At 48.6% G+C, this 21,841-nt stretch carries 18 protein-coding genes; 11 read left to right on the top strand and 7 right to left on the bottom strand.

Annotated elements, in window-relative coordinates; all coding sequences use genetic code 11:
• Positions 1-14: 14 nt before the first annotated feature.
• Positions 15-824, bottom strand: a complete 810-nt coding sequence (gene cdaA, locus ABWV55_RS07000) for a diadenylate cyclase CdaA (RefSeq protein ID WP_353291397.1) — start codon at positions 822-824, stop codon at positions 15-17.
• Complete coding sequence (gene lysA, locus ABWV55_RS06995) at positions 784-2,229, bottom strand: diaminopimelate decarboxylase (protein WP_353291396.1); 1,446 nt, start codon at positions 2,227-2,229, stop codon at positions 784-786. Before lysA ends, cdaA begins: the two co-directional genes overlap by 41 nt.
• A gap of 60 nt (positions 2,230-2,289) precedes the next feature.
• Between lysA and rimI the strand changes: the two genes are divergently transcribed.
• The 5 genes from rimI to ABWV55_RS06970 all read left to right on the top strand — a co-directional run bounded on the left by rimI (position 2,290) and on the right by ABWV55_RS06970 (position 8,046).
• On the top strand, positions 2,290-2,733 hold the full coding sequence (gene rimI, locus ABWV55_RS06990) for a ribosomal protein S18-alanine N-acetyltransferase (RefSeq protein ID WP_353291395.1): 444 nt from the start codon (positions 2,290-2,292) through the stop codon (positions 2,731-2,733).
• Positions 2,734-2,929: 196 nt separating this feature from the next.
• Positions 2,930-5,470 (top strand): ATP-dependent Clp protease ATP-binding subunit, encoded by a 2,541-nt coding sequence (locus tag ABWV55_RS06985; RefSeq protein WP_353291394.1) that lies wholly within the window; start codon positions 2,930-2,932, stop codon positions 5,468-5,470.
• The gene (locus ABWV55_RS06980) at positions 5,470-6,570 is read left to right on the top strand and encodes an iron-containing alcohol dehydrogenase family protein (protein WP_353291393.1); all 1,101 of its coding nucleotides are present in this window, start codon (positions 5,470-5,472) and stop codon (positions 6,568-6,570) included. The genes ABWV55_RS06985 and ABWV55_RS06980 overlap by 1 nt, the downstream gene beginning before the upstream one ends.
• Positions 6,567-7,433 (top strand): alpha/beta fold hydrolase, encoded by an 867-nt coding sequence (locus tag ABWV55_RS06975; RefSeq protein WP_353291392.1) that lies wholly within the window; start codon positions 6,567-6,569, stop codon positions 7,431-7,433. Before ABWV55_RS06980 ends, ABWV55_RS06975 begins: the two co-directional genes overlap by 4 nt.
• Positions 7,426-8,046, top strand: a complete 621-nt coding sequence (locus tag ABWV55_RS06970) for a DUF2993 domain-containing protein (protein WP_353291391.1) — start codon at positions 7,426-7,428, stop codon at positions 8,044-8,046. The genes ABWV55_RS06975 and ABWV55_RS06970 overlap by 8 nt, the downstream gene beginning before the upstream one ends.
• Before the next feature lie 19 nt (positions 8,047-8,065).
• Here ABWV55_RS06970 and ABWV55_RS06965 read toward each other — a convergent pair whose 3' ends face one another.
• Complete coding sequence (locus ABWV55_RS06965; RefSeq protein ID WP_353292666.1) at positions 8,066-8,953, bottom strand: phosphatidate cytidylyltransferase; 888 nt, start codon at positions 8,951-8,953, stop codon at positions 8,066-8,068.
• 160 nt (positions 8,954-9,113) lie between these two features.
• A complete protein-coding gene (locus ABWV55_RS06960) occupies positions 9,114-10,526 on the bottom strand; it encodes an aminotransferase class I/II-fold pyridoxal phosphate-dependent enzyme (protein WP_353291390.1) in 1,413 nt (470 codons plus the stop codon).
• A 49-nt stretch (positions 10,527-10,575) separates the two neighbouring features.
• Here ABWV55_RS06960 and ABWV55_RS06955 point away from each other — a divergent pair, with 49 nt between their 5' ends.
• The 4 genes from ABWV55_RS06955 to ABWV55_RS06940 all read left to right on the top strand — a co-directional run bounded on the left by ABWV55_RS06955 (position 10,576) and on the right by ABWV55_RS06940 (position 15,620).
• On the top strand, positions 10,576-12,225 hold the full coding sequence (locus ABWV55_RS06955) for an AarF/ABC1/UbiB kinase family protein (RefSeq protein ID WP_353292665.1): 1,650 nt from the start codon (positions 10,576-10,578) through the stop codon (positions 12,223-12,225).
• A gap of 51 nt (positions 12,226-12,276) precedes the next feature.
• On the top strand, positions 12,277-12,699 hold the full coding sequence (locus tag ABWV55_RS06950) for a hypothetical protein (protein ID WP_353292664.1): 423 nt from the start codon (positions 12,277-12,279) through the stop codon (positions 12,697-12,699).
• A 1,292-nt stretch (positions 12,700-13,991) separates the two neighbouring features.
• Complete coding sequence (locus ABWV55_RS06945) at positions 13,992-14,711, top strand: pseudouridine synthase (protein ID WP_353291389.1); 720 nt, start codon at positions 13,992-13,994, stop codon at positions 14,709-14,711.
• A gap of 18 nt (positions 14,712-14,729) precedes the next feature.
• Complete coding sequence (locus tag ABWV55_RS06940; RefSeq protein WP_353291388.1) at positions 14,730-15,620, top strand: helix-turn-helix transcriptional regulator; 891 nt, start codon at positions 14,730-14,732, stop codon at positions 15,618-15,620.
• Between the two features lie 350 nt (positions 15,621-15,970).
• On the opposite strand, the gene malQ is transcribed toward ABWV55_RS06940, so the two are convergent.
• Together malQ and ABWV55_RS06930 are read right to left on the bottom strand one after the other, a co-directional pair.
• On the bottom strand, positions 15,971-17,533 hold the full coding sequence (gene malQ / locus ABWV55_RS06935; RefSeq protein ID WP_353291387.1) for a 4-alpha-glucanotransferase: 1,563 nt from the start codon (positions 17,531-17,533) through the stop codon (positions 15,971-15,973).
• 32 nt (positions 17,534-17,565) lie between these two features.
• A complete protein-coding gene (locus tag ABWV55_RS06930) occupies positions 17,566-18,594 on the bottom strand; it encodes an NAD(P)-dependent oxidoreductase (protein WP_353292663.1) in 1,029 nt (342 codons plus the stop codon).
• Between the two features lie 80 nt (positions 18,595-18,674).
• Between ABWV55_RS06930 and ABWV55_RS06925 the strand changes: the two genes are divergently transcribed.
• Positions 18,675-19,643 carry an LCP family protein gene (locus ABWV55_RS06925; RefSeq protein WP_353291386.1) on the top strand — a complete coding sequence of 323 codons (969 nt, stop codon included), beginning with the start codon at positions 18,675-18,677 and terminating at the stop codon, positions 19,641-19,643.
• Here ABWV55_RS06925 and ABWV55_RS06920 read toward each other — a convergent pair.
• Positions 19,603-20,133, bottom strand: coding sequence for a hypothetical protein (locus ABWV55_RS06920; RefSeq protein ID WP_353291385.1), 531 nt, complete (start codon positions 20,131-20,133; stop codon positions 19,603-19,605). The genes ABWV55_RS06925 and ABWV55_RS06920 overlap by 41 nt on opposite strands.
• A gap of 56 nt (positions 20,134-20,189) precedes the next feature.
• Here ABWV55_RS06920 and ABWV55_RS06915 point away from each other — a divergent pair, with 56 nt between their 5' ends.
• Positions 20,190-21,185 carry a ribose-phosphate pyrophosphokinase gene (locus ABWV55_RS06915; protein ID WP_353291384.1) on the top strand — a complete coding sequence of 332 codons (996 nt, stop codon included), beginning with the start codon at positions 20,190-20,192 and terminating at the stop codon, positions 21,183-21,185.
• Positions 21,186-21,841 lie beyond the last annotated feature (656 nt).

Genomic DNA, 21,841 nt, shown 5'->3' with positions numbered 1-21,841 from the left:
AGCGAATTGGACGATTAGTTCCCCACCGTACGCCTGGCTGGCTGTCTTGCTTCAGTATTACTGAATAAGTCTCGCAGCAGAGTCTCTAGCCGACTACTGGTAATTGGACGCTCCAGCTTTCCCTGATTGGCTAAAGAGAGTGTGCCAGTTTCTTCAGAAACCACGATGCAAACGCAACGATCGAATCGTTCGGTGATGCCTAAAGCCGCAAGGTGCCTGGTGCCGTAGCGACTCACACTATGACGGGACAGGGGCAAAATGACGCCTGCGGATTCGATTCGGTTGCCACGAACTAATACGGCTCCGTCATGTAGGGGAGTGTCAGCAGCAAACACATTAAGCAGTAGTTCTCTGCTTACTTGAGCGCCGATGGTTACTCCTGGATTCAAAAAGTCTTCAGGTCGCAGGTCACTGCCGAGATCGACCACAATCAGAGCTCCATGACGCTGTTGAGACAGCCGTCCCGCTGCTTCAGAGATTTGAGCGATTATACTTTCAGCTGCTTTAAGCTCCTTTTGAGGATTTCCAAGAAGCACGAACAGTCGCCCAGTGCCTAAAAGTTCCATGAACCGACGCAACTCCCCCTGCCAAAGGATGGCGAGGGAGACAGAGCAGGCGAGAACAAGAGAATCGACTAGCTGTGTGCTAAGCTGTAAACTGACAAGGTGTTGGACAAACCAAGCCGCTGTAATAAGAAATAAATAACCGCGCAGCAACCAGAATGTTCTTGCTTGTCGAACCCGAGACATCATCAGCATGCCAATAGCGGAGGCGAGGAGAATGTCAAGAACGAGGCGCAGATTCTCCGCCGCGAACACGTCCACTTGGCTTAACTCCTTTCTCTGAATTTAAAGTAACCTCGCGGAACCGTTCTGGCAGGACGTCGTAGCGCAGCAGATCATCCGGCTGTTCCCTCCTCTGCACTAGTTCTGATGCACCGTTGTTTACGAGAACAGTAGCGGGTCGTGGGATTCGGTTGTAGTTCGAACTCATTGACGCGTTGTAGGCACCGGTTGCAAACACAGCAATGACGTCACCGCTGTGGGTAATTGGTAAAGGGAGATTTTTGAGCAAAACATCACCTGATTCACAATGTTTGCCCACGAGATCTACCACCTCATTGGGCTCTGCGAGGGGGCGCTCAGCGACACGGCAAGTGTAAAGGGATTGGTACGTGATCGGTCGCGGATTGTCACTCATCCCTCCGTCAATGGCCACGTATGTGCGGATACCGGGGAGAGTTTTCCTTGACCCCACTGTGTACAAGGTGACTCCTGCAGTGGCGACTAGGGAACGACCTGGCTCACACATCAGTCGAGGAAGATCTAGGTCTCGTTTTTGACAAGAGGTGATCACGGCTTCGGCGACTACCTGCACCCAGCGGTCGATGCTTGGAGGGTCATCTGATTCCACGTAGCGGATTCCGAGTCCACCTCCTACGTTTAAGTCGTTCACTGGATGGCCGAGATCACGAGTCAATTTCAGAACCTCTGCCATCACTACCGCTAAATCGCGGTGGGGCTCCAGCTCAAATATCTGCGAGCCGATATGGGCGTGCAATCCGCTGAGCCGAGCCCACGACTGACCTACAAGGCCCCGCAGCACAGCCTCTATTTGATTGGGGTCAAAGCCAAATTTGCTGTCGATATGGCCCGTGCGTATATACTCGTGCGTGTGGCATTCGATTCCTGGGGTGAAGCGCAGCATTAACTGTACAGGCGGTGCTTCCTTTGGAATCAGCACTGCCAGACGATCCAGATCATGTTGGTTATCTACAACAACGGTCACGTTATTGTTATAAGCAAACAGGAGCTCCTCATCGGATTTATTGTTGCCGTGCAACACGATCCGCTCGTTGGGCATTCCTCCTCGTAGTGCAGTCAGTAATTCACCGGCTGACACAGCGTCGAGCCCAAGCCCTTCGGAAGCCACCAGGCTGCTCATCATAAGTGAACTGTTGGCTTTCGAAGCGTAAATTGGAAGCGATGGACCAGGGTAATGGCGTTTCAATGCTTCCCGGTAAGCACGACACGTGCCGCGCAGGGTTTGTTCGTCGAGCACGTAGAGTGGGGTGCCGTACCGCTTGGCTAAGTCACTGAGTAGACAATCGCCAACCAAAAGTCGTTCTTTTGTATCCAATGCTGTTGTTAAGGGCGTAAGGTTCCGGTTAGGACTGTCCGGGTCCAGATTCTTCTCATAGGTCCTTCCACTGGTGGTGGCCTGGGTCACGGATCTACTACAGCAGAGGAAGACAATGTAGAGATTCATCCCGTATCGATTAGTTCAGCTATGGCCGTCATCACGCTCGATAAGTCGTGGCTGCGCGCCTGTTTGGTTTTAGATAATCGGGCTTTGGATAGTCTTTGGACCGAGAATCAATGGTGCCGGGAACTAGAGGAACCGCATCGACTATGTCTTGGACTACCCGATTCCAGGGCGCTCCTGGGCGTGGCTTGCGGTTGGTGCGTAGTAGATGAGTTACACATCACAGCGATCGCTGTAGATCCAGCGGTCCGACGCCGTGGTTACGGCAGAGACTTATTGGTTGCTCTGTTGCAACGAGCACGACAGAACGGGGCTATTTACGCCACGCTCGAGGTTGCTAGCAATAACGTCAGTGCAGTTCGCCTCTATGCCGACTGTAAATTTCAAACTGCTGGCATTAGACATAACTATTACAGCGACGGAAGCGATGCTTTAATCCAGTGGTGTCGGATTGCTAATGACAGTTAGCCATAAGCGAGCTGCTTCATAATGTTCGGTTTTCCGTCCTCAAAAGTAAAAGAAACCGCGGATTTTTTCAGATTCTTTGTTATTTTTATTTCGCTAGAAACTAGTCCAGGACTAAAAGATTGACAGGCCGATTGTTTTCTCGCAAGTGCCACCAAGTCCTGATAGCTTAGTCCTAATCTATACCTCGGCCTAAACGATGTTTGAACGGTTTACCGAGAAGGCTATCAAAGTGATCATGCTGGCCCAGGAGGAAGCTCGTCGGCTGGGTCATAACTTTGTAGGTACTGAGCAGATTTTGCTTGGTTTAATTGGTGAAGGCACCGGTGTGGCAGCCAAGGTTTTGAAATCAATGGGTGTCAATCTCAAAGATGCCAGGGTTGAAGTGGAGAAGATTATTGGCCGCGGCTCCGGTTTCGTTGCTGTTGAGATCCCTTTTACACCCCGTGCAAAACGAGTACTTGAATTGTCTCTTGAAGAAGCTCGCCAGCTTGGCCACAATTACATCGGAACGGAACACCTTCTTCTGGGATTGATTCGAGAAGGCGAAGGTGTTGCTGCGCGTGTTCTCGAAAACCTTGGGGTTGATTTAGCCAAGGTGCGCACCCAAGTGATTCGCATGTTGGGTGAAACCGCTGAGGTCACTTCTGGTGGCGGTGGCGGTGGAAAGGGCTCTAAGAAGACGCCTACCTTGGATGAGTTTGGCAACAACCTTACTCAATTAGCGCTTGAATCTAAACTCGACCCCGTGGTGGGGCGCCAAAGTGAAATCGAACGTGTAATCCAAATTCTTGGTCGACGTACCAAGAACAACCCTGTTTTGATTGGAGAGCCGGGTGTTGGTAAGACAGCTATTGCCGAAGGCCTTGCCCAAAGGATTCAACAGGGCGATATCCCAGACATCCTTGAGGATAAGCGTGTTCTCACCCTCGATATTGGGCTTCTAGTGGCTGGTACCAAGTATCGAGGTGAGTTTGAAGAACGCCTTAAGAAGATTATGGAGGAAATCAAATCAGCTGGAAATGTGATCCTTGTGATTGACGAAGTTCACACTTTGATTGGTGCTGGTGCTGCAGAAGGCGCGATTGATGCGGCCAATATTCTTAAACCGGCCTTGGCTCGGGGCGAACTGCAATGCATTGGAGCTACAACTCTCGATGAGTATCGAAAGCATATTGAGCGTGATGCAGCTTTAGAGCGTCGCTTTCAGCCAGTGAATGTGGGAGAGCCATCCATCGACGACACCATCGAAATATTGCGTGGCCTGCGTGAGCGTTATGAACAGCATCACCGTCTCAAAATCACAGATGAAGCTTTAGTTGCAGCAGCTACTCTTGGTGATCGCTATATTTCTGATCGCTTTTTGCCAGATAAAGCCATCGACTTGATCGATGAAGCCGGCTCCAGAGTTCGTCTATTGAATTCTAAGCTTCCTCCAGAAGCTAAAGAAGTTGATCAGGAATTGCGTACTGTTCAGAAAGATAAAGAAGGAGCTGTCCGCAATCAGGACTTTACTAAAGCTGGTGAGTTGCGTGAGAAGGAAGTTCAACTTCGCGAAAAAATTCGTTCCCTCCTTCAGAACAATCGCTCTGCGTCCACAAAAGAAACTGTTTCGCAGGAAGACTCCCTAGCTTCTACCGTAGCAACGGCAGTTGTCGATACCACTCCCATGTTGAATGAAGACGACATTGCTCAGATTGTTGCATCATGGACTGGTGTTCCTGTTCAGAAGCTCACAGAAAGTGAGTCAGTGAAACTGCTCAACATGGAGGAAACGCTTCATCAGCGCCTGATTGGTCAGGACGAAGCCGTTAAATCTGTATCAAAAGCAATTCGTCGCGCACGAGTTGGCCTAAAAAATCCAAATCGTCCGATCGCTAGCTTCATTTTCTCTGGTCCAACAGGTGTAGGTAAAACTGAGCTCACCAAAGCTTTAGCAATCTACTTCTTTGGTAGCGAAGAGTCCATGATCCGTCTTGACATGTCTGAGTTTATGGAGAGACATACCGTCAGTAAGCTTATTGGCTCTCCTCCTGGATATGTCGGTTTTAACGAGGGTGGTCAACTCACGGAAGCTGTTCGTCGTCGGCCGTACACCGTTGTACTTTTTGATGAGATTGAAAAAGCTCACCCCGACGTTTTCAATCTGCTACTTCAGCTTTTAGAAGATGGTCGACTCACTGATTCCAAGGGTCGCACTGTTGATTTCAAAAACACTTTGGTAATCATGACCTCGAACATCGGTTCAAAGGTAATAGAGAAAGGTGGCGGCGGTCTCGGTTTTGAATTTTCTGGGGAAAGTGCTGAAGATTCTCAATACACAAGAATTCGTTCTCTTGTAAATGAAGAACTAAAACAGTATTTTCGTCCTGAGTTCCTCAATCGTTTAGACGAAATCATTGTCTTCCGTCAACTCAGTCGTGATGAAGTCAAGGAGGTCGCAGAAATTATGCTTAAGGAAGTATTCAACCGTATGGGTGAAAAAGGCATCACTCTTGCGGTATCTGATGCTTTTAAAGAGCGACTGGTAGAGGAGGGCTACAACCCCGCTTATGGTGCGCGCCCATTACGTCGCGCCGTAATGCGTTTGTTAGAGGATTCATTGGCGGAAGAAGTTCTAACTGGTCGGATAAAAGATGGTGATTCCGCTGAGGTAGATGTTGACGAAAATAAAAAGGTCGTCGTGCGGTACAAAGGTAGTGTTAACGCTCAGCCTGAGTTAGCCAGTGCTTCTGTCTAATGGTGGTATCCGCTTACTCTCACGCACTTGCCCCCACAGTGATGCTGCGAGGGCAGGGTGCCTGGGGTGAGGCACTTTCTCGGATTGCACAACTGAGTCAGAAGCCCCTTGTGTTGGGTCGTTCACAAGCTACTGAGTCGTTGCGTAAACAAATCATTATTGACCTGCAGGCTGCGGACCTTAAGCCAACATTGGCGCGTCTGCACTTCGATTGTTGCGAAGAAGATCTCTGCCGTCTCGTTTCACAAGTGCGGTCTTGTGATGCCGTTGTCGCAACAGGAGGGGGAAAAGTACTTGATGCTGGCAAACTCCTTGCTCATCGTCTCAATCTTCCATGTATCACAGTCCCTTTAAGCGCGGCGACGTGTGCTGGTTGGACAGCACTTTCAAATTTGTATTCACCCGATGGTGCATTCAAAAGCGATATCACTCTTGATCGTTGCCCTGACCTGTTGGTTTTTGACCACTCTTTTGTTCGACAGGCGCCCACGCGAACCTTAGCCAGTGGGATTGCTGATGCTTTAGCTAAGTGGTACGAAGCCTCAGTGAGTAGTGGTGATAGCAGCGACGGTTTGGTACAGCAGGCTGTGCAGATGGCTCGATTGATGCGGGATCAATTATTAATTGATAGCCCCCTTGCAATCCAAGATTCGAGTAGTGCTGCTTGGGCTCGTACGGCTGAGGCTTGTGCACTCACCGCGGGGATTGTGGGTGGCCTTGGAGGTGCTCGTTGCCGAACCGTTGCTGCCCATGCCGTACACAACGGTCTAACACAGCTGCGGGCTTGTAACCACATGCTCCATGGTGAAAAGGTAGGTTTTGGAATACTTGTGCAGCTGCGTCTTGAAGAGGAGCTTGGCAACAATAGGCTCGCAGCTCAAGCCCGCCGCCAACTTATGCCTTTGCTGAAAAGTCTTGGTCTCCCGGTTAGTCTGAACGATCTTGGACTTGCTCATGCTAGTCAAGGTGACCTTCAAGCTGTTTGCGCTTTTGCTTGTCAGGAAGGATCAGATCTTCATCATCTGCCTTTTTCGGTAACTGCGACTGCACTTCTCGAGGCCCTATTGGGAACACCAAAACAAAGTTCTGTCCGATTTTGAAAAGCCTTCTTGAACAGCTTCGGCCTGGTTTATTGGATCCTCAAGCTGGAGAGTTGGCGGACGCTGTGCAATGGTGGACTCTTTCCTCCCTTGGCATTAAGGATCCTTTTCCTGTAGCTGTTCTCGGTCAAGGACCTCCACTGCTACTCCTGCACGGTTTTGATAGCAGCTTCTTGGAATATCGACGATTAGCTCCTTTGCTTGCCGAGCACTCTCAACTGATTATTCCAGATCTATTCGGTTTCGGTTTCTCTCCGCGGCCAGCTCGGGCTACCTATGGACCTGACGCCGTGATGCTACACCTGGAGGCTCTGTTAGATAATCTGCCGCAATCCAGACCGATCGCTGTGATTGGCGCATCGATGGGTGGCTCCGTCGCGATGGAATTGGCACGTCGCTCCCCAGAGCGCGTAAAGTCGTTGCTATTACTGGCTCCTGCTGGTTTGTCTGGTCGACCGATGATTGTGCCCCCATTTCTTGATCGTTTTGGCACCTGGTTCCTCAGCCGTCCCAGTGTACGCCGCGGACTTTGTCGACAGGCTTTTGCTGACCCAGATTCTTCTGTAGCAGCACCAGAAGAACAAGTCGCTTCTTTACATCTGCAATGTCCTGGCTGGGCAGAAGCTCTAGCGGCCTTTGCTCGTAGTGGTGGATTTGCAGGCCATGGTTTACCTCTTCCTAATCAACCCTTACATGTGATCTGGGGTGGACAAGACAGGATTCTCAGCAAGTCGCAAAAGCAGGCTGCTCTTTCTATTTTGCCCGGATTTACAGAAACATTTGAGGCTTGCGGTCACTTGCCTCACCTTGATCTTCCGCAACGAGTTGCGGATCGTTGTCGCACTCTTCTCTTAAATGGCTGATCCCTTCCTGAGCCTTTTATCCAGAGCTCTTAAACTTTGGATTCACAGCCATTGTGATCGCCTTGGTGGTTTAGACCTCACGCTTCACGGCTCCTTAATCACCTTGATGAGAGGTCAAATTCAGGGAGTAACGCTGACGGCTAGGGATGTTTACTTTCAAGGGCTACCGCTTCAACATGTCGTAATCAACAGTGGTCCAATTAAGGCGAACATGCAGGTTTTAGGCTTTGGAAAACCGTTGTCTCTTCATTACCCTTTCCAGATGCAAGGAGAGGTCTCTATCAGCGGTCGCGCTTTAAATGATGCATTGCTGATTGAGCCTTGGTGTTGGCTTGGTAACTGGCTTAGTGCACAACTTATGGGACTTACAACGCTTGGCAAACTAAATATTGAAAATAATCTAATCGAATTGCAAGCATCACTGACTGCTCAACATGAGCAAGCAAACCGTCGCTTTCGTGTTGATGCATCTCAAGGGACTGTTCGCTTTCGACCAGAAAAAGCTGATAATCCATCGATCTTTCTACCAATGGATCCAGATATTGAGATCACTAAGGCGACTCTTCAAGGGGAAGAGCTACACCTTAAGGGCTATGCTAATATTAAGCCTTGACAAGATATTACTCTTTAGCCTATCGGATTAAAAGAGGCTTCATAAGGATAATGATGTAATAGACTACCGCTGGTGTGAACAGGTAACTATCAATCCGGTCGAGAATTCCTCCATGACCAGGCAACATATCACCAGAATCTTTAATTCCTGCATCGCGCTTCATCATCGACTCAGTGAGATCACCCACCATCGCGATCAACGCCACTAAGGCCCCCAGAGCGAGTCCGGGTAAACCTAAGAATGGCCAACCCATAACCAGGGCACAAGCTTCTCCTGTAGCCATAGCGCAAAGGAACCCACCAAGAGCCCCTTCGATAGTTTTTCCAGGTGAAATGGGAGATAAAGGATGCTGGCCCCAGCTTTGCCCAAAAGCCCAGGATCCAATGTCGCTGGACACGACCATCAAACACGCTGATAGGGTGATCGCTAGCCCGCTTGTGCACAGGCTGGATGTGCCCGGTGCCAATTGTTCTAGATTGAGGGTCCGCAGGCAAAGCCAGTGGCTTGGTAGAAACCCCAGGTAAAAGAGACCGAAGATAGATGCGGCCACATCAGCGATGGACCCAGTAACCGGTTGCAGGAGTAACCAAGCGCAAATCGCTGCGCCGGACAAGGGTAAAATAGCTGAAGAGAGTTCTCTCGGCAGCCCCCCCTGAACGGTAGCCAATTGGGTGCTGAATAACAGCAACTGGCAAGCCACTAGAGTAGTTTTGGTGGCTGGTCGTATGCCTTTAAACTGGGCCATCCGGAAGAACTCCATTAGGCCTAGGTGTACTAGCACTCCAACAGCGGCGGTAAACCACCATCCTCCAAGAATTACGACAACGAAGCCGAACCCACCAACGGCTAGTCCACTGAGGACTCGTTTGCGGAAGCTAGAGGCTGGGTTTGAACGTTTGGAAGTTATGACAGGTTGACCTCACTAAATAACGCTGCCTTAAGGTCATGAAGTCGGCTGATCAATGAAAAGAAACGGGGGCTGCTGGTCTGGCAAGTTGGCTTTGGAGATCGCTTTCTGCTGCATCCGTTATATGGGTTTAATCCTTTGGCCTGATTCAGAAAGGTACTCAATTTGTAACTTCAATTGGCATCACCTTAAATTGGCTTTGGATTTGCTCCCCCCAAAGTTGTTTTTGGTATTGCATCCACTGGATACGTTTTAGGTCTAGTTTTTCCCCAGGAACAACAAGAGGAATCCCTGGTGGATAAGGGCAAACTAACTCCGCGGCAATTCTTCCCTCTGCATGATCGAATCTCACTAGTTCTGATCGACATCGCCATGCATTCGAGAGTTTTTCAGATGGCCAACTAAGTTTAGGTATCGGCGGGGATGGAATCAGAGGCAATGGTTGCTCCTGGCCTAGTTTTGCCTTCATGGCGTCCCACTGCTTTTTAAAACGTCGTCGCAATCCTCTGCGAGTTCCGTATCCAAGACAGAAAGTGAGGGTAGCCGGTTCGGGTAGCTCTGCCGCCACTCCATGCTGCAGCATCCACGAGTCTGCATTTAGCCCGGTCACGCCAATCGTGCCTGTATGAAGAACCAATTTTAGTGGATCGTCGGTGGACAGAATTGGTAACCCATCGTCTCGTAGTTGATTTTGCAAAGCTCTTGCCTGAACTAGCCGTCGACGCAACTGATTACGACCGGTTTGGCTGAACCATTCTTGTAGAGCACATTCACAAGAGGCCAAGAGCAGTGCGCTTGGGCTTGTGGTTTGTAACCAGCCAAGACTTCGCTCAATCCAAGCTGGGTCGATTCTGTTGCCTTGATGCCAAAGAACGGCCGTTTGCGTTAAGCCTGTTGCAGATTTGTGTAATGAGTGAACGACTAAATCAGCACCGCTTCGGAGTGATGATTTGGGAAGATTGGGATCTACATCAGTTGCAAAGTGACTACCATGGGCTTCATCAACAAGGACTGCCCACCCCTGCTGATGAAGTAAATTGATTAGTTCATCTGGCTGACTGGCATATCCCTGGTACGTGGGATGGACCAAGACAGCGGCTGTGATGGTTGGTGTGGCTTCGGTTATGGACTTAAGAACTGTTTGCAACCAAGAGGCTGTCAAAGCATCCGCGTGACCACGATCGTGTTTGTAAGGAAGATCAAACAACACCGGTGTTAGATCACCTAAAACACAAGTCTGAATAAGACTTTTATGGCAATTTCGAGGCATCAATACAGCATCTCCCGGAGTTGTCATGGCCAGAAGTGCCGTTTGCAATAAACCAGTAGCGCCATTAACCCCGAACCAGCAGCGATCGGCCCCGATAGCATCGGCTGCTCTGATTTGACTCTCGGCTACTGCACCGTTGTGTTCCAGGGGGCTCCCGATTTGTCGCAGTTCCGGTAGGTCCCACCAGCCGGGGCTTGTATGTAATAAACGACGCATAGCCTGAGGCAACGCTTTGCCCCGTTGGTGGGCTGGAAGGAAGAGAGGTTGTCCGACTCCACAATGCAAGAGCTTTGTCAAAGACATTTTTGCTGCTCATTTTCCTTAGAGTCTGATGCTGTGAAGATTGGCCCCGATGCAATACAACTCCGGGCGGGACTTTCGATGGTTGCTGCTACAGCCTTGGATTGCAATTCCAAGGTTGATCCAGGTGCTCTGGACTTTATCTGGTTTGGTGCTGGCACTACTGTGGCAAGGGTCAAGTACGAATCCTGATGTTCAGCAACGGTTAGCCAGGCGCACTCTCAATAAACTGACAGGCCTCGGACCTTGTTTCATCAAACTTGGTCAGGCACTTTCCACTCGTCCAGATCTGGTACGACGAGACTGGCTTGAGGAGTTAACTAGGTTGCAGGACGATCTCCCCGCATTTCCTCATGCCATCGCTTTAGAGCGGATCGAACAGGAACTTGGGGCTCCGGTCGATCAGCTATTTGAGGATTTCCCTGCGGCTCCTATTGCCGCCGCCAGCCTTGGCCAAGTTTACAAAGCTCGCCTTGAAGGAAATTATTGGGTGGCGGTAAAGGTACAGCGCCCCAATCTTACCTTTATTCTTCGACGCGATCTAGTTTTGATTCGTGTTCTTGGGGTCTTAACAGCGCCATTTCTCCCGCTCAACCTTGGCTTTGGCCTTGGAAGTATCATCGATGAATTTGGTCGAAGTTTATTCGAGGAAATTGATTACAAACAAGAAGCAGACAATGCAGAAAGATTCGATGCACTTTTTATTGATAATCCAGCCGTTTATATACCACGGGTAGAGCGCAGGCTAAGCTCCACCCGGGTATTAACTACTAGCTGGATTGATGGTGCGAAAATGAGGGATAGTCAAGAACTTCTAGCCCAACGCTTAGATCCTGCAGCCTTAATTCGTACAGGTGTCATCTGTGGTTTACAACAACTTCTTGAGTACGGTTATTTTCATGCAGATCCCCATCCTGGTAATCTCTTTGCTCTTCAAGGCCGAAGCGGAGATTTGGGTCATGTTGGCTATGTAGATTTTGGAATGATGGATACTATCAACGATGATGATCGCCTAACGTTAACTGGAGCCGTTGTTCATCTTATCAATCGCGATTTTTTTGGATTAGCCAAGGATTTTCAAAATCTCGGATTCTTAAGTCATAAAGCTGATCTTACTCCTATTATTCCGGCACTTGAAGAAGTCCTTGGTGGCAGCCTTGGCGAATCAGTTGGTTCGTTTAATTTCAAAGCAATCACAGATCGTTTTTCCGAGTTGATGTTCGACTATCCTTTTCGAGTACCTGCTCGTTTTGCATTAATTATCCGCGCTGTAGTGAGTCAAGAAGGACTGGCTCTCAGACTTGATCCAGATTTCAAGATTATTTCTGTAGCTTATCCTTATGTAGCCAAACGCCTACTTGTCGGAGATACCCATGAAATGAGAGAAAAACTCCTTGAGGTAATTTTTGATAAATCGGGTCGCTTGCGTCTCGAGCGGCTTGAAAGTCTTTTACAGGTAGTTGGTCAAGATTCCCACTCACCAGGTGTTGAACTATTGCCAGTGGCTAGCGCCGGCCTCCGTCTTTTATTTAGTCGCGACGGCGCTGGTTTAAGAAAACGACTTTTGCTCACGTTGATTCGTGATGACCGATTGCATACAGATGACATGCGAGCCCTGGCTAGTCTAGTGGGCCGCACATTTGGCCCGGCACGGATTGCAGGTGGCTTATTGCAGCGGCTTAACCCTCTTATGGCAGCTTAGCTACCCACTCAGACTAATATTGGAATATCTTTTATTTTAACTGTGACGTCAATGATACCTAAGGAAATCAGCGATGAACAACTTAACCAGTTTTTGACGATGGCAGTTTTGCCCCAACCGCCTTACTTCATAGCGGGTGTGGGACTGTTGATAGGAATTCTTTGTGGTCTAACATTTGGACGCCAGGTTCAAAACAAGCTAGATAATTGGAAACAAGACAGACTGCCTCTTTTACCTTTAGCCACAAGTGAAATCTATTTAAGTTTCTCGGGAATATTGATTGGTGTGACTCTTTTTATCGGATGTTGTTTGCAAATCTTCGGATTTAGTGCCGGGGCTGCGTTGCTAGTGGCTTTTGTGTTGTCTTTGCTCACCGGGGGAGCCCTTTTTGCTCAGTTAGAACGTTTGATGCAACAGGTAGAGAGCAACAACTTTAAGGCAGTTGACTTCGATAATTTTGATGAATTCTTTTGAATTAATTATTAATAAGTGTATTAGATTTAGTTTCCCCAATCTAAATATTTAGACAAGACCACCTTAACTGTTTTTAGCATAAATGTCTTCTTGCCTATTGTCGCGGTGGCTATCTTTACCAAACACTGGAGATAATAGGACTTAATAAATATTTAGTAGAAATGCTCTACCAAGGATCATGAGATTATTAAACGCATTAATAACTTTAATGTAACTAATTCACTCATTTATTCTACTTTAAAACGAGTTAACTTTTTCAAATTTGGCTAAACATTTTTAGGTTTAAAACAGTTTTAGGATCTATCAAAAAACGCATCGTTTCAATAATAACACAATGATCCTTAAATTAATACTAATAGTGAGACTGATCGTGTCCTTGATTTATTAATCAGTGCAAATAAATATTTAATGAAATTCTGCATTAGGAAACTAGTAGTCCGCTGCTCAGATTATCACATCAAGTATGCTGGGTACTAATGACTAATTTTTAGATATTTAGCTATGATAATCTCTATTTCTTTAACGAAACGAAGGAAAATCATATCATAATATGTATGATACATGAGTCTATCGTCTAAGGAGTATAGGCTTCTGAAGCTGTTTTTTAGCAGTATCCGAAGTAGGTTTCGAGTCGCATGATTCTAGTTATTAAAGAGGATTTAGAAAATTAACCTTGTGGGCTATATAAGAATCGTGAATCTGCATGATTCGTAAGTTTAAGTGTTAGTTTTTACTGCAGTAAATCACGCTTTAAGTATAAATCTTATTTTGTGTCTAAACAGCATAGTCATAAGGATGAAAGCATCTCTAATGTGAAGATGAAACTGCCAGCTTTGCTTATAACGCTCCTTAACTATTTTTTGAGCTGTCTGATGTTAACAAACTTTTCGATTTTCAAACATCGAATGATTGATTGAATGCTTACTTAATATTCTCGACAATTTTTTGTGCAAGAAATACTATTTGAAAGATATACCGTCGATTGCCATTTAAAATGCTAATTACCGAAGTTGTCTTAGCAGGAGGGACATCAATTTGAGTGATTTTGTTTATAAATTGAAGAGACGCCATGACGTGACGACCTTTATGCTAGCTAGTGACCTCACTCCAAGAAAGCAGGAGTTGTACAGGAGCCGCTCTTGGAGACTTGGTTGACAGCATCGATTTTCTGACAAAGAAATGTAAATTAGGATTGGATTTTGACTATTCGGCAACCAGGACTAGCGTTAAGTGGCTAGCAGCGGTTACCACTAAATGCTTCTTAGCTTACCTTGTAAGGAATCGCGTTATACGTGGCCTATCAAAGACTACAAAAGTTGATAGCTGCCGCAGGGCTGTGTTCACGTCGACACAGTGAGCGATGGTTGGAAGCCGGCAGGGTAACAGTAGATGGGCGATTGGCCAAGCTTGGAGATCGAGCAGATCCTGAGTGCCAAACGATCAAAGTGGATGGCTATCCTTTGGTCGCTCGCTCCGGGTCTCGGGTATTGCTACTGAACAAGCCGGCAGGGGTGATTTGCAGTTGTCATGATCCTCAAGGTCGTCGTACGGTGCTGGATTATTTACCCTGTAATGAACGCTACGGTCTTCACCCAGTTGGACGTCTAGATGCTGATAGCCGCGGGGCTTTGCTACTCACTGACCGGGGGGACCTTACGCTGCGACTCACCCACCCCCGTTACCGTCATGCTAAGACATATCGCGTGTTAGTGAAAGGGGTGCCCAGCCACGCTGCGCTAAATCATTGGCGTCAAGGCATCGAGCTTAGTGAGGGTTTAACACAACCAGCACTCGTGCGTCGAATTCAAGTACGACACTCATGCTCTCTGCTTGAGGTGGAGTTAAGGGAAGGACGCAACCGTCAGATTCGACGGATCGCCGGTCTGCTTGGCCATCCGGTTTTAGATTTGCAGCGAACTGCGATCAACGGGCTCTACCTTAATGATCTTACAGAGGGGTGCTGGCGCCAGTTGAGCGAGACAGAATGGATGAGCATTCTCAATAACAGCTGACTCCATATTGGATAAATCATGCGACTGAGAATTGTGCGTCTCTGGCATCTTGGATCTGCGAACGAGTCCGATCCGACCGGGGATCTCATTAATAATTATGAGGAGCAAGCACGGGCAATCGGCTTGATGATTCGTCAGCGACGTGAGGTATTGGGCTTAACGTTGAGAGATCTGGCAGCGCAGATTCGCATCACAACTCCAGTAATCGAAGCTTTGGAGCGGGGTTGGACGAGCCGCTTGCCAGAGAGGACCTATCTAGCCTCGATGCTTCCCCAGATTGAGCAGCATCTCAAACTTCCCGCGGGTTGCTTGAAACCCGTTTTGCCTGCGCCGGCTGAGTCTCTTCGAAGCCAATCCGGTCGAGGGTGGGGTCGATTCACGATCGGTAGCATTGACGTCTTCACAACATGGCAAGGAAGCCTCATCTACGGGGCGATGATGCTTCTCAGTCTTTTAGCAATTAATCGTCAGCGGCAAGACCTAGCCTTGCGCAATGCCCTTAGCCTGGAGCCTGTTCGGGCTGACGTTCAAGCCATAGCGTTACCTCCATCTCCGTCAGCTGGTCCGACAATTTTGGAGCGCTTGCGTCCTCTTGAGCAAGCTCGCCGGCGTACCCCCCAGTATTGGCTTAAAACGGTCGCGGATGTGCCAAATCAATTTGAGGGAGTGTTGCAATTAATGCTGAAGAAGCCGCACCAACTGAAAATATCAAGTCGGGGCGGCGATCGTCTTCGACTTGCGGCTAACAATGGCACAGTTACGCTACAGCTGGAAGCTCCCATAAGGGTGTCGCTTACTCCACCGGCAAATGAAGCTGAAGTAGTGTTTTGGAACGGAACGCCTTTGCTAGAAGATCCGGAGCACGCAGGACTTTATCGGGTCGAGGCGCCCTTGTCTTCAATCAATTAGATTGTATACGTGTCATATATCTCTCAACTATAAAAATTAAAAGTGATCTTTCAAAGTTGTAGTCCTTACTGCTTTTACCTTTAAGTCTGATGAGGCTGGGTGGTGTAGGGTATATGAGGACATTTGCGATGTCTTTATTTATAATGTGTTTTGTTTGTCTTTGAAAATAAATAGACTAAAGCGATGCTATAAAGGTACTGTTGATACTTTATAACTTTAAGATAACCTAGTCGAAATTTTTATTTTTATTCTAAGCTAATGACTAGCTAACTTTATATGAATAAATGAAACCAGTTTTCAGACATGAAAATAAGATTACATAATTGTTCAGAAAGAGACTTGAGTGGGAATTAGGTTCCTAGCATTCGACGCTTAAGAAGTCCTGACGCTCCCTTTCGATTGCGGCCCCAAACCATGGCGCGCTCTCCATAACCTTTAAGAGATCCCTCGAGCGCAGAATCAAATTGCGCGAGGCGCCAGCTCCAGTTTCCTGTACTAGTCCCTGGTGTGTTGAACCGTGCTTGATTGTCTAGATGCATCAGGTCTTGAAGTGGTGCTACCACAAGTTTGGCTGGTGTGGCAAAGGCCATGTCAAAAAGGTGCCAGGCTGGAGCGGAAACCTCGCCGTTAATGCGTGTGGAAATCCGGCTACGACTGGCGTCATCTAGCTGTTGCCACCAGCCGAGGGTTGTAGGGTTATCGTGAGTTCCTGTGTATACCACCCAGCGATTTCCTTCAATGTTTTCTGGAAGGTATGGGTTATCCGGCTGACCATCGAAAGCAAACTGAAGTACTTTCATCCCTGGCAGGGCAAAGCGATCTCGTAGTTCTTCCACATCCGGAGTTATCACACCAAGGTCTTCTGCAATCAAAGGCAAGTTACCGTCTGCATCTTGTTCTAATTTGGTCAGCAGAGCGTAACCTGGAGATGTCTCCCAGTGACCGTTTTGGGCTGTGCTGTCGCTACCTGGAACTGCCCAGAATGCAGCAAGAGCACGAAAGTGGTCTAGTCGCAATAGGTCTACTAGCTCTCGTTGCCGGGCAATACGTCTGCGCCACCATTGGAACCGTGTAATACGGTGTCGTCCCCACCGGTACACCGGTGAGCCCCAGAGCTGGCCTGTTTCAGAGAAATAGTCTGGGGGAACACCGCTTTGGAGTGTGAGTTCACCAGATTCCTTTACGGTGAACAATCCCCTATGGCTCCAGACGTCCGCACTGTCTGTACTAACGTAAAAGGGCAGGTCTCCGAAAAGCAAAATCCCGAGTTGACTGGCCAAGATTCTGATCTCCTGCCATTGGCGATCTAAGTGCCATTGAAGTAATCGCTCCTTAAGCAAAGCTTCTTTGTGTTTAGTGGCCCAGGCTTTTAGCGCTTGGCGTTGATGCTGAGCCAGTGGTTTCGGCCAAGTCCACCAGGCATTGCCATGTTGAGCGTGCAGCACGCTGAAGTGGACGTGGTCTTCAAGCCATAATTGCTTATTGCACCAAAGCCTGAACGCGTTTCGTCGTTCGCCGGTTTGCCGCGGCCAAGCTTCGAGCAAGGCATCTGCAAGTGCTTGACTGCGTTGATCTGCCAGTTGGACGTCAAGGACGGTATCTCTTGCATCTGACGGGGTTTGCGGTAAATCGCTTAAGGCATTCGGAATGATGAATTGCTCACTAGCGAGTTCTGTTGCATCAAGGAACCAGGGGTTTAGAGCAAAGCAAGAGGGGGAATTGTAAGGAGAACCCGTTGGATCTGGCGGCGAAAGCGGCAGCATCTGCCACACTCCAATCCCGCTACCAGCCAGCTGGCGCAACCATCGTTGACAAGCGCCCCCGAAGGTACCGCAGGCAGGACTGCCAGGTAAAGCAGTGGGATGGAGTAGCACACCGCTAGTGCGTGCACGGTCGGCGGCTAACTGGTCCATTAGCGATCTTGTTCTGCATCAGGATGGCTGTTTCAGAACAAGGTTGCATTTCCAAGATCTTGACCTGCCATTTCGTTGCGTGCTACCCGCTCAAAAAATTGCTCTAGCGTATCTCTGCCATAGGAAGGGGTGGCGTCAGCATCGTAATGCTCCTGTTCTGCATCCCAGAGAAGCATCGATTCACTAGCGTAATAGCGGCCGATCCGGCAAAACTCGGCGGTGTCCTGAAGAACGGGGAAAAGCTTTGACAAACCTTCCAGTATCGCGATCAGAGCATCTATCAGCGTAATCGGTACCGACAATATTTTTTGTTTTCGGCCAAGGGCACGAAATAGCATCTCACCCTGTTCACGCGTGCTAAGGGCAGGGCCAGGACCACCGATTGGAAGTACTTGGTTGTACTTGTCAGAATCCGTAATGCAATCCGCCATGAACTGAGCCAAATCGCTCTCACTGATCGGTTTACAGCTAACCAATTCACCCCCATCAAACATCACGTAGGGCATTCCCTTTCGACAACTTTCCACCTGTCCGCCCAAGCTCTTGAAAAATGCTGTAGGGCGAACGATCGAGTAAGTCATCTCTCCATCGGCTCTTAATTCCGATTCGAACGCGAGCTTCGCTTTTTGGAATTCTAGCAGTGGCTTCTGAACACATATCGCCGAAAGTAGAACGTAATGAGCAACACCGGCCTTACGCCCTTCCCGATAGGTATTCAAGGTCGCTTGATGGTCAATAGCCCAGGAGTCCTTTCGCCCTCCGGTGCGAGAGGCCAAGCAGCTCACAATTACATCCGTTGGTTGACTAAAAGCTTGCTTTTCTAATGATTTTACATTGGTCACTTCTCCGAAGCGCACTTCCGCTCCAGGTAAATCAGCGATGACTTGATTACGTTCCTGACGGCCGCCAACGCCACTGCGTTGTCGACAAAAGGCCACTACCTGATAGCCCCGCCCCACTAGTTCCTTGACTACAAAGCGACCGATATAACCGGTGGCACCGAACACCACGATTCGCACTTGCTCGTGAGGACGGTAACGAAAATCGTGGCGCAAGTTCATAGAAGGCAGCATGGTAAGGCCTAACGCTAAGGACTGAACAGCCACATGGAACTAAGCATCTTGTAAGCATGGGGCGGACAATGGCTTCCACCGAAAAGACGCGCTTGACGCCCTGGTTTGCATTCCGTCCCAGGTGCACTACGTGTCTTAACCTGGCTGCAGCTGCTTTTGGGGTCAGCGCTACGGGCTGGTTGCTCGCAATGCTTTGGCCAGAACCAGATCAAGTTGCCAAAGGCGCAGGCGCACTGCAAACCGTTGGTAATCCCGCCAACTTGGCTCCATTCCCGGCGGCTCCCGTGATGGTGCTTGTAGTAGGCATCGATGCCAACGAACTCGATGACCGGACTAACCAAGCGGCGCCCTTAGGCCCTGCCAATGCAGATACATTGCTTTTGGTACGCATCGCGGTTGCTGAACCGTTGCAAGTGCTCCAAATACCCATTGATCTTGCAGTACAGCTGCCAGGTAGTAATAAAGCTGCGAGTTTGTCGAGTCTCTGGCTTGGTGGCGGTGTGTTCTTGTTGAACAACGCTATTCAAGAAATTGTTGGTTTGCCGGACGGGACACCCCAGCGTTATGTGGTGATGCCCCGTCGCGCGTTACGCACTTTGGTAGATGGCCTTGGCAATGTGGACGTTACCCTCGATCAGGCCTACCAAAGTGAGGACAAAACCCAGGCATACAGCGTGAAGCTACAGGCGGGACCTCAGAGCCTTAACGGCGTTAAAGCAGAACAACTGGCCCGTTACCGAGAGGATAAGCAGAGCAACGCCAATCGAAGAATCCGACAGCAAAAGTTAATCTTGGCTTTGGTGAAGCAGTTGAAAGATCCCGGTGGTATTTCCATGCTGCCGCGCTTGGTGAACCGCTTAGATGATGAAATGGAGACGAACCTCAGCCGTTCTGAGCAACTGGGCCTGGCGGCCGCTTTGATTGCAAGTCCCACGCATGTTGATATCACACAACTGCAGCTGGCCAAGCGTGTTGGCAGTCAGACTTTGCGGCAGATTAAACCTGGGCAAACGTTGCCTCTTTGGCCGCAAAACTAAAGGCACATTTGCAAAGCAGAAGGCTCAAAACATCAACCGTCTCATCATGATCTACATGGCTGGGTTCTGGGATCCAACCGAGCCAGGGTAATCCATCTTTGCGACGCCTATCTTCGTCCCAGATTCCTTGAAGCTGCACTAGACCGACCAAAGGTACCTTAAGTTCGCGACAAAGGGCAGCATAGGCTGGCCCGGAACCAGGAATGCCACCGTCTGCATCACCAGGAACGAGGAGCAGCACAGGAAGGCGCCAGTCTGCGAGGGCTTCTAGCCAGCTTCCTCCATTGCAGTGAGGACGGGCTGCATCACCACAAAGTCGTTGCAGACCAATTGCTGTGGAGATAGAAGCCAGCACGTTGCGTGGGGACTCTCCGCAGTTGTGACTGATCAACTCACAACCGCATGCCTTGGCGATCGTTTCGCAAGCCTGTTGCATCATTAGTTCCGGCAGGAGGCCGGCACCTAACAGCAGCGGAAAACCTTTGTACATGAAAAGCCTACACACCACTACCATCGAATTACAACAGAGCGCCTTTCGCAGCCGCCGTGACCAGTTTCCTGACAGCAGCGCGGGCAGCACAGGAGACAATCACTTGTGATAGTCGTCGATTGCGATTGTTTAGCGGTACATCTAACCCTGGCTTAGCCAGAGAAATTGCCACTTATCTAGGAGTCCCTGATGGTCCAAGGGGAGTTAAGCGGTTTGCAGATGGAGAGCTTTACGTTCAAATACAAGAGTCGATTCGCGGCTGTGATGTGTTCCTAATCCAGCCCACTTGTGCCCCAGTCAACGATCACCTAATGGAACTGCTAATCATGGTGGATGCTTGTCGACGGGCATCGGCTCGACAGATCACAGCAGTAGTGCCTTATTACGGCTACGCGAGGGCAGATCGAAAAACCGCCGGTCGTGAATCGATCACAGCCAAACTCACAGCGAACCTGTTAGTGACATCGGGTGTGGACCGCGTCCTGGCAATGGATCTTCATTCTGCTCAGATCCAGGGTTATTTCGACATTCCTTGTGATCACATATATGGCTCACCAGTATTAGTGGATTATTTTTCCACTCAAAATCTTAGAGATGTCGTTGTAGTGTCGCCAGATGTAGGAGGAGTAGCACGGGCTCGTGCTTTTGCAAAGCAAATGAACGATGCTCCTCTAGCGATCATTGATAAGCGTCGAACTGGTCACAATATGGCAGAAAGTCTCACCGTCATCGGTGACGTGGCAGCAAAAACAGCCGTTTTGATTGACGACATGATTGACACTGGTGGCACTATTTGTGCCGGTGCGAAATTGTTACGTCAACAGGGAGCAAATCGAGTGATTGCTTGCGCAACCCATGCTGTTTTTTCTCCGCCGTCGTGCGAGCGTTTATCTGCAGAGGGGTTGTTTGCACAAGTCGTTGTGACTAACAGCATTCCGATTGCGAAAGAACGAACTTTTCCTCAGCTTAAGGTGCTCTCAGTTGCCAATATGCTTGGTGAAGCGATCTTGCGTATTCATGAAGAAAGCTCAGTGAGCTCAATGCTCCGTTGACCGGACATTAATATTTTAATGTTTAGCTAGGAAACTCATGGATGTAGTGACTTCTGGTGCAGTGACTTTTAGCGAGATAATTTCCTCCACTAGCCGTTTGAAACCGTCATAGACCTTTTACCATAGCAATGGGGTGTGATAGGTGTATAAGCCAACCTCAATTAATTGTATTGAATTACACTTGTGATCGCCTTTGCCGGGTAGCACGGGGGTTGTTGTTTGTAGTGCGCGCAGATTAAATCGGTTGATTTCCAATACTGATAGTCAAGGGAGCACATGCATCAGACATCCCTTGTGCTGGTCTAATAACTGTTCTCTAACCGAAGTTAGCGGAACCCGTAGTCTGATCTACCTGTAATCTTGGTGCCGAGAAAAAGCACTCACTATAAAATCTACGCTTTGATTTTGATATGGCTTCGTAAAACTTGCAAATATACAATATGAGGACTTTAGAAAATCATCGGAAATAGGACAATTGCAATTATTGGAGAGTGGACTAACCTAAAATTAGCAAGATTCATAGCTAAGCTGAACTGGTTTATCTAAAAACTTGTTAATTGTTATATAAATAAGTTTTAAATTAAATATAAAATATAGAATAATAGTTATATTAATTAGTAGCCTGAATCAGGCTATGGTTATTTTATTATTGTATA

Origin of the sequence: Synechococcus sp. M16CYN (genome assembly GCF_040371545.1) — a bacterium.
Classification (GTDB): domain Bacteria; phylum Cyanobacteriota; class Cyanobacteriia; order PCC-6307; family Cyanobiaceae; genus Parasynechococcus.
This window is presented reverse-complemented; position numbering and strand designations above follow the sequence as displayed.